This is a genomic window from Mesorhizobium sp. P5_C1 (genome assembly GCF_054049815.1).
The window spans coordinates 1-6463 of record NZ_JBFULQ010000320.1 but is presented as its reverse complement, the minus strand read 5'-3'; the positions used below and the strand labels follow the sequence as shown (position 1 = coordinate 6463).

The following is a 6463-nucleotide window of genomic DNA, read 5'->3' as shown; positions in this document are numbered from 1 at the left end:
GCCGTTAAGATGGCCGTAAGTTTGCGTTAGGGTTTACTGGCGGACGCCAAACAAAACCGCCAAAAAAATCGCAAAACTCTCGCCGCCGCGCGCTGTGTCGGCCGCTCCCTTTACCGGCCATTAACCCTAACAGGATGATAACGGACCTCGATCCCTAGAGTTGCTGCGGGGCTGCAGCGGCCAGTCGAAGGTACCTGTCCGGTCATGAAAAGCACTGCTTCCCTGTTTCGCGCGCTGCTTGCCGTATCGATGCTTGCCGGCTGTTCCAGCTACCGGCCGACGCCGGCAGCCTTCCACGAAGTGCTCGAACAGCCTTATCGTCTTGGCGCGGGCGACCGCGTCCGCGTCACCGTGTTCGAGCAGGACGGGTTGACCAACACCTACAGCGTCGACCAATCCGGCTACCTCTCCTTCCCGCTTGTCGGCGCCGTACCGGCGCGCGGCCACACAGCGCAGCAGATGGAAAAGGAAATCGCCGACAAATTGCGGCAAGGCTATCTGCGCGATCCCGACGTTTCGGTCGAGATCGACCGCTACCGGCCGATCTTCGTCATGGGCGAAGTGGGTGCCGCAGGCCAATACTCGTACGTCCCCGGCCTGACGGTGCAGAAGGCAATCGCCATCGCTGGCGGTTTCACCCCGCGCGCCAATCAGGAAAGCGTCGACATCACCCGCGACATCAACGGTAAGGTGATGACCGGCCGCGTGGTCACGTCCGACCCGCTGCTGCCGGGCGATACGGTCTACGTCCGCGAACGCCTGTTCTGACGACCCACGTGGTGGACAACCTCAGGATCGTCCATTGCTTTCGCTCACCCGTCGGAGGAATTTTCCGCCATGTGCGCGACCTGACCGAGGCGCAGGTCGCTGCCGGACATTCTGTCGGCATCGTCTGCGATTCGACGACGGGCGGCGAGTTCGAGGAACGTCTGTTCGAGCAGATGAAGGATATGCTGGCGCTCGGCATCCATCGCACGCCGATGCAGCGCCATGTCGGCCCGGGCGACCTTGCGTCGGCCTGGCGCACTTACAGGATCATCAAGGAATTGCGGCCGGACGTGTTGCACGGGCACGGCGCCAAGGGTGGCGCCTATACCCGTCTGTTCGGCTCATTGTTGCGGGTATCAAGGTCTCGCGTAGCCCGCCTTTATTCGCCGCATGGTGGCTCTCTCCACTATGACGAGCACACGACCACCGGAAAGCTGTTCTTCGCGCTCGAGCGCTTCATGGCGCTCTTCACCGACCACCTGCTTTTTGTCTCCGACTACGAAAGGCGAACCTATCGCCGCAAGGTCGGGGAGCCGCAGATCCCCAACACCCTGGTCTACAATGGATTGCGCGCCGCCGAATTCGAGCCCGCAATCACCGGGGCCGACGCAGCCGATCTGCTCTATATCGGCATGATGCGCGACCTGAAGGGTCCCGACATCTTCATCGACGCGCTGGCCCTCGCCGGCCCCCGGCTCGGCCGCGCGCTGACCGCGGTGATGGTTGGCTCCGGCGACGACCTACCCCGCTACCACGCCCAGGTGAAACGCCTCGGGCTTGAGGGCTACGTCCGCTTCCTGCCGCCGATGCCGGCCAGGGAGGCTTTCGCGCTGGCGGCACTCGTCATCGTTCCCTCGCGGGCCGAAGCCATGCCCTATATCGTCCTGGAGACGCTCGCCGCGGGAAAGCCGATGATCGCCACGTCGGTCGGCGGCATACCGGAAATCTTCGGCTCCGGCTCCCCTGCCCTGATCCGGCCTGGCCCAGTCGAGCTTGCCGACAAGGTGAGCCAGGCGCTGGGCGACCTCGCCGCCTATCGCAAGCTGATGCCGGATGGCGCCAGCCTCAAGGCACGCTTCGGCGCCGATGTGATGGCCGCCGACATCGAGAAGGCCTACTTCGCCGCGATCAACAAATAGGCCTCAAGCCCCAGGCCGTTTCAAAGCCACTTGTTGTTTCAAGGCTTTCTTAGCTCTCTTTTGCTATTCACCGTAGGGAAGCTTGCGGAAAGCCCCATGAACGAGATCGACCCCGCGCGCCGCTTTTCACCAGAGGCGGTGCGTAAATTCGACGGCCCGGCCGAAGGCGACACGCCGCCCGGCGGCATGAACGATGTCGCCCGCCAGGTCGCCTCGCAGTACAGGCGCGATACCATGTCGCCGATCATGGTCAGCGGCGTGCTGCGCATGGTCGAATTCGGCTTGCTGCTGGTGTCCGGGCTCGGCATCTATTTCTACTATGTCGGGTTCTTCAACTATCTCGCCTGGCAATACCCGCTGACGATCGCCGCTTCGTCGTTCCTTGCCGTGGTGCTGCTCGACGTCACCGACTGCTACCAGATCGTGGCCCTCATGCGGCCCATCGCCAATTTCGGCCGCGTGCTGCTGGTCTGGGCCGGCACTTTCGCCCTCATGGCGCTGATGGCATTCGTCATGAAGATGTCGGAAGACTATTCGCGCCTTCTGCTCGGCACCTGGTTCGTCATCGGCTTCGTTCTCCTCTTCGGCCTCAGACTGGTGATGTCGAAGCTGATCCGGCGCTGGGCGCGCGATGGCCGCATGGAGCGGCGCGCCGTCATCGTCGGCGGTGGCAAGGCGGCTGAGATGCTGATCCGCTCGGTCGAAAAGCAGCCCTATAACGACATCCGCATCTGCGGCATCTTCGACGATCGCGGCGACAAGCGCTCACCGCCCATCGTCGCCGGCTATCCCAAGCTCGGTACCATTTCGGAGCTGATCGAGTTCGCCCGCATCGCCCGCATCGACATGCTGATCGTATCGCTGCCGCTGACCGCCGAATCGCGCGTGCTGCAGCTGTTGAAGAAGCTGTGGGTGTTGCCGGTCGACATCCGGCTGTCGGCGCATTCCAACGCGCTGCAGTTTCGCCCGCGCGCATATTCCTACATCGGCTCGGTGCCGATGCTCGATATCTTCGACAGGCCGATCAACGACTGGGATTCGGTCGCCAAGCGCGCCTTCGACATCGTCTTCAGCCTGATCGGCATCGTCGTGTTCTCGCCGGTGATGCTGGCGACCGCCATCGCCATCAAGCTCGACAGCAAGGGACCGGTGCTGTTTCACCAGAAGCGGCACGGCTTCAACAACGAGATCATCGAAGTCTACAAGTTCCGTTCGATGTATACGGACAAGGCCGACCCGACCGCCAAGCAGACGGTGACCAAGAACGACCCGCGCGTCACCCGCGTCGGCCGCTTCATCCGCAAGACCTCGATCGACGAGCTGCCGCAGTTCTTCAACTCGCTGCTGGGTTCATTGTCGCTGGTCGGCCCGCGTCCACACGCCATCGCCGCGCAGTCGCACAACCTTCTCTACAACGAAGTGGTCGACGGCTATTTCGCGCGTCACAAGGTCAAGCCCGGCGTCACCGGCTGGGCGCAGATCAATGGCTGGCGCGGCGAGATGGACACCAACGAGAAGATCCGCATGCGGACGGAGTACGACCTCTATTACATCGAGAACTGGTCGCTGCTGTTCGACTTGCGGATCCTGTTCCTGACGCCCGCCCGGCTGCTGAACACGGAAAACGCCTATTGAGCGCGATTTCCCATGAGCTGCCGCAGGCCGCGGTCAACGCCAAGCTGATAGCGCTGATTTCCTCAGCCGCGGTGTTCGTCGGCATATTCCTGTCCGGCTTCGTCATCAGCGAACCGGCGCCCTATGAACTCTACATGGCCGGGCTGATCGCCATCTGGGGTCTATTCGGCCTCAGGCTGTCGCGCGCGGCAATGCCGCTGCTGGTGCTGCTGGTGACGATGAACATCGGTGGCATGATGGCGATGACGCAGATGGCGGATCTCGCCAACACGCCGCTCTATCTCGCCGTCTCGCTGTTTCTCGCCTTCACCGCGGTGTTCTTCGCCTCGGTGACCGCGGTGCAACCCAGCCTCTACCGGCTGATCTTCTTCGCCTATGTCGTGTCGGCGGTGATAACCTCTCTGCTTGGCATAGCGGGCTATTTCCACGCCTTTCCGGGCGCCGAGATGTTCACCAAATACGACCGGGCCGCCGGTGCCTTCCAGGACCCGAATGTGTTCGGCCCGTTCCTGGTGCTGCCCGGTATCTATTTGCTCTATCTGCTTTTGACCGGGCCGGTCACGCGCATGCCGCTGCTGGCGGTGCCGCTGCTGATCATAACCGCCGGCATCTTCTTTTCCTTCTCGCGCGGCGCCTGGGGCATGTTCGCCGTTTCGGCTGTCCTGCTCACCGGCTGCCTGTTCCTGCAGAGCGCCAGCGGCATGTTCCGACTGCGCGTGGTGGTGATGACGGTCGCGGCACTGTCGCTGCTGGTCGTCGCCATGATCGTCATCTTGCAACTGCCCGGCGTGTCGGAGATGTTTTCCAACCGCGCCCATCTCGAACAGAGTTACGACACCGCTCGCCTCGGCCGCTTCGCCCGCTACGCAATCGGGTTCCAGATGGCGCTCGAGCATCCGTTCGGCATCGGCCCGCTGGTCTTCGGCACGATCTTTGGCGAAGACACGCACGATATCTGGCTGAAGATGCTGATGGACTATGGCTGGCTCGGCTTCGTGTCGTTCCTGACTCTCGTCGCCTGGACGATAGCAGCCGGATTCCGCATCCTGCTGCGCGACCGGCCGTGGCAGCCCTATCTGCTGTGCGCCTATGTCGCCTTCATCGGCAATATCGGGCTCGGCACCTTCATCGACATCGATCACTGGCGCCATGTCTACCTGCTGCTCGGCCTGATCTGGGGCGCCATCGCGCTTGAGTACAGGCACCAGCGGCTGTTGCGGCCGAACCCGGTAAAAGCCCAAGGTGGAAGGCGAGCTGTAGAAGGCGGTTGGTTTGCGAGCGTCAAGGAGTTTGAGCGCTCGTAAGTTCCTGTATTTTCTCGAGAAGATTTTGGCCAGTAGTTGGTAGACCTGCGTCAGTTCCCCTGGCGATAATTCGACTCTGATGTCGTACTGCCCGGAATAATTCACCTGCAGATTTACCGTCCCGAACAGTGTCGTTGCGCCATCACGTATGTCGGTCGCCACGATCATGTGTTGCAATGACTGGTCTAGCAGAATGACGCCGGGTTCTCCGGGGTGATTGTGTCTTGTCGTCCTGATCTTCACGTCAACCTCCTTTTCGGACCTTTCAAGAAGAGCGCAGAGTCAGCCGAGATTACCGCAGTTTCGATGCTGTGACGGTGCGCTTGGTATCGGGGATGGCAGACGGAGACTTTAATAATTAAAATTGGCGGGTTTGAGCGGCTCTCTGTCATCGTGGTTCAAAATCGAGGCGATCCGCCTAAGGTTGGACATCGCCTCATCGATCAGTCGCCAGGATGGCTGTCCTTGTGCCGCGTCTCTAGCGCTCGCCAGATCGCCTCTTACGATCTGCATTATCTCCTGGGCGGCTTCTTTCTTGTCCATACGACCATTCCTGCGAGACAATGAAGGCAGTCTTGACTGCTATCATGTCACGACGGTAGGCAGGTCCACAACGGAACCATGTGGTTGCCGCCGGTTGCTCCTGCGGCGGGCACAATAAAAGGGATCCGCATTTCGGGTTTCTTGGTGGTTGAGCAGACCGGATTCGGAAATCGATTGAGCGCCCACCATATCTTTTCGATGTCGGAGTCGCCTTGACCCTCTTCCCAAGGTGTCCAGCCCTTGCCCGGTCGCGCAGTCAGTTCGCTATCGCGCATCAGAGAGCCGCCCGACCTACGCTGGATTAGGGAGCTTCTGTCTCAACACTTGAACAACCTTGCCGTAGATCTGCCCTTCCAGAGCGGTGAGCGAAGTGGCCGATTTAGGCGGCCGGCGCTCCTACCTAAAACTCCGTTCCCGGATTGTCATTATCCGCTCGCAGCGACACTGCCGCCAGGAAGGAGGGCACAGACCGTTTTGATTTTGCGCGCGCTCTCTTCAAGCGTGTTTCCGTGTACTCTACGAATAAGACGCTCTTGCTAAACATCAAGTTGAAATCCTCGCCCTTAAAACCGCGACTTAGGGTGGCGTAGACTCCGGATAAAGCAGACGGCGGCACGTTCACCTTTTCCATGGGGATCTTTGATTTCCAAATCATCGAGCAGCCAAGCGAGATGGCCTTGTAAATACTTGTTTTCCCCATTTTCCAAGTTACAAGTTGGCAATCCTATTTCAGAGATCCTCTTCATCCGCAGGCGTCGACCATAAACCGCGGCCACATCGACCGCGGAAGATGCAGATGATTCTGCGCGACGCCTATTCCCTCCAGCGCGTCCCAGCGTGCCGCTTCTTCCTATCGGGTGGGCCGAACTCACGCTCTGCCCAGATAGGCCGCTCCGGGGGCACGAAGCCACGGTGGAATTCCACCATGTAATCGAGAACATCATTGCCAATGCGACGCCAAGTTTCCTCTGCCAAATCGCGCGGCACCTCGCGGCGGTTCTCAACAATTCCAGCCTCTACGAGATCCTCAAAGAAGTCGTAGCCGCTCAGGCGTCCATGCGACGTTGCTCGTCC

The 6463-nt window shown here is 60.7% G+C and carries 6 protein-coding genes; 4 read left to right on the top strand and 2 right to left on the bottom strand.

Features of this window, described 5'->3' with window-relative positions; genetic code table 11:
* The first annotated feature begins 204 nt into the window (after positions 1–204).
* The 4 genes from ACXJ7R_RS21785 (at position 205) to ACXJ7R_RS21770 (ending at position 4846) form a co-directional block, all read left to right on the top strand.
* On the top strand, positions 205–768 hold the full coding sequence (locus ACXJ7R_RS21785) for a polysaccharide biosynthesis/export family protein (protein ID WP_095081215.1): 564 nt from the start codon (positions 205–207) through the stop codon (positions 766–768).
* 8 nt (positions 769–776) lie between these two features.
* Complete coding sequence (locus ACXJ7R_RS21780) at positions 777–1907, top strand: glycosyltransferase family 4 protein (protein ID WP_457153656.1); 1131 nt, start codon at positions 777–779, stop codon at positions 1905–1907.
* A gap of 96 nt (positions 1908–2003) precedes the next feature.
* The gene (locus ACXJ7R_RS21775) at positions 2004–3542 is read left to right on the top strand and encodes an undecaprenyl-phosphate glucose phosphotransferase (RefSeq protein ID WP_457153655.1); all 1539 of its coding nucleotides are present in this window, start codon (positions 2004–2006) and stop codon (positions 3540–3542) included.
* Positions 3539–4846 carry an O-antigen ligase family protein gene (locus ACXJ7R_RS21770; RefSeq protein WP_457153654.1) on the top strand — a complete coding sequence of 436 codons (1308 nt, stop codon included), beginning with the start codon at positions 3539–3541 and terminating at the stop codon, positions 4844–4846. Before ACXJ7R_RS21775 ends, ACXJ7R_RS21770 begins: the two co-directional genes overlap by 4 nt.
* Positions 4847–5197: 351 nt before the next feature.
* Here the strand turns inward: ACXJ7R_RS21770 and ACXJ7R_RS21765 are convergent, their stop codons facing one another.
* The gene (locus tag ACXJ7R_RS21765) at positions 5198–5389 is read right to left on the bottom strand and encodes a hypothetical protein (RefSeq protein WP_457153653.1); all 192 of its coding nucleotides are present in this window, start codon (positions 5387–5389) and stop codon (positions 5198–5200) included.
* 47 nt (positions 5390–5436) lie between these two features.
* Positions 5437–5664, bottom strand: a complete 228-nt coding sequence (locus ACXJ7R_RS21760) for a hypothetical protein (RefSeq protein WP_457153652.1) — start codon at positions 5662–5664, stop codon at positions 5437–5439.
* Positions 5665–6463: the final 799 nt, after the last annotated feature.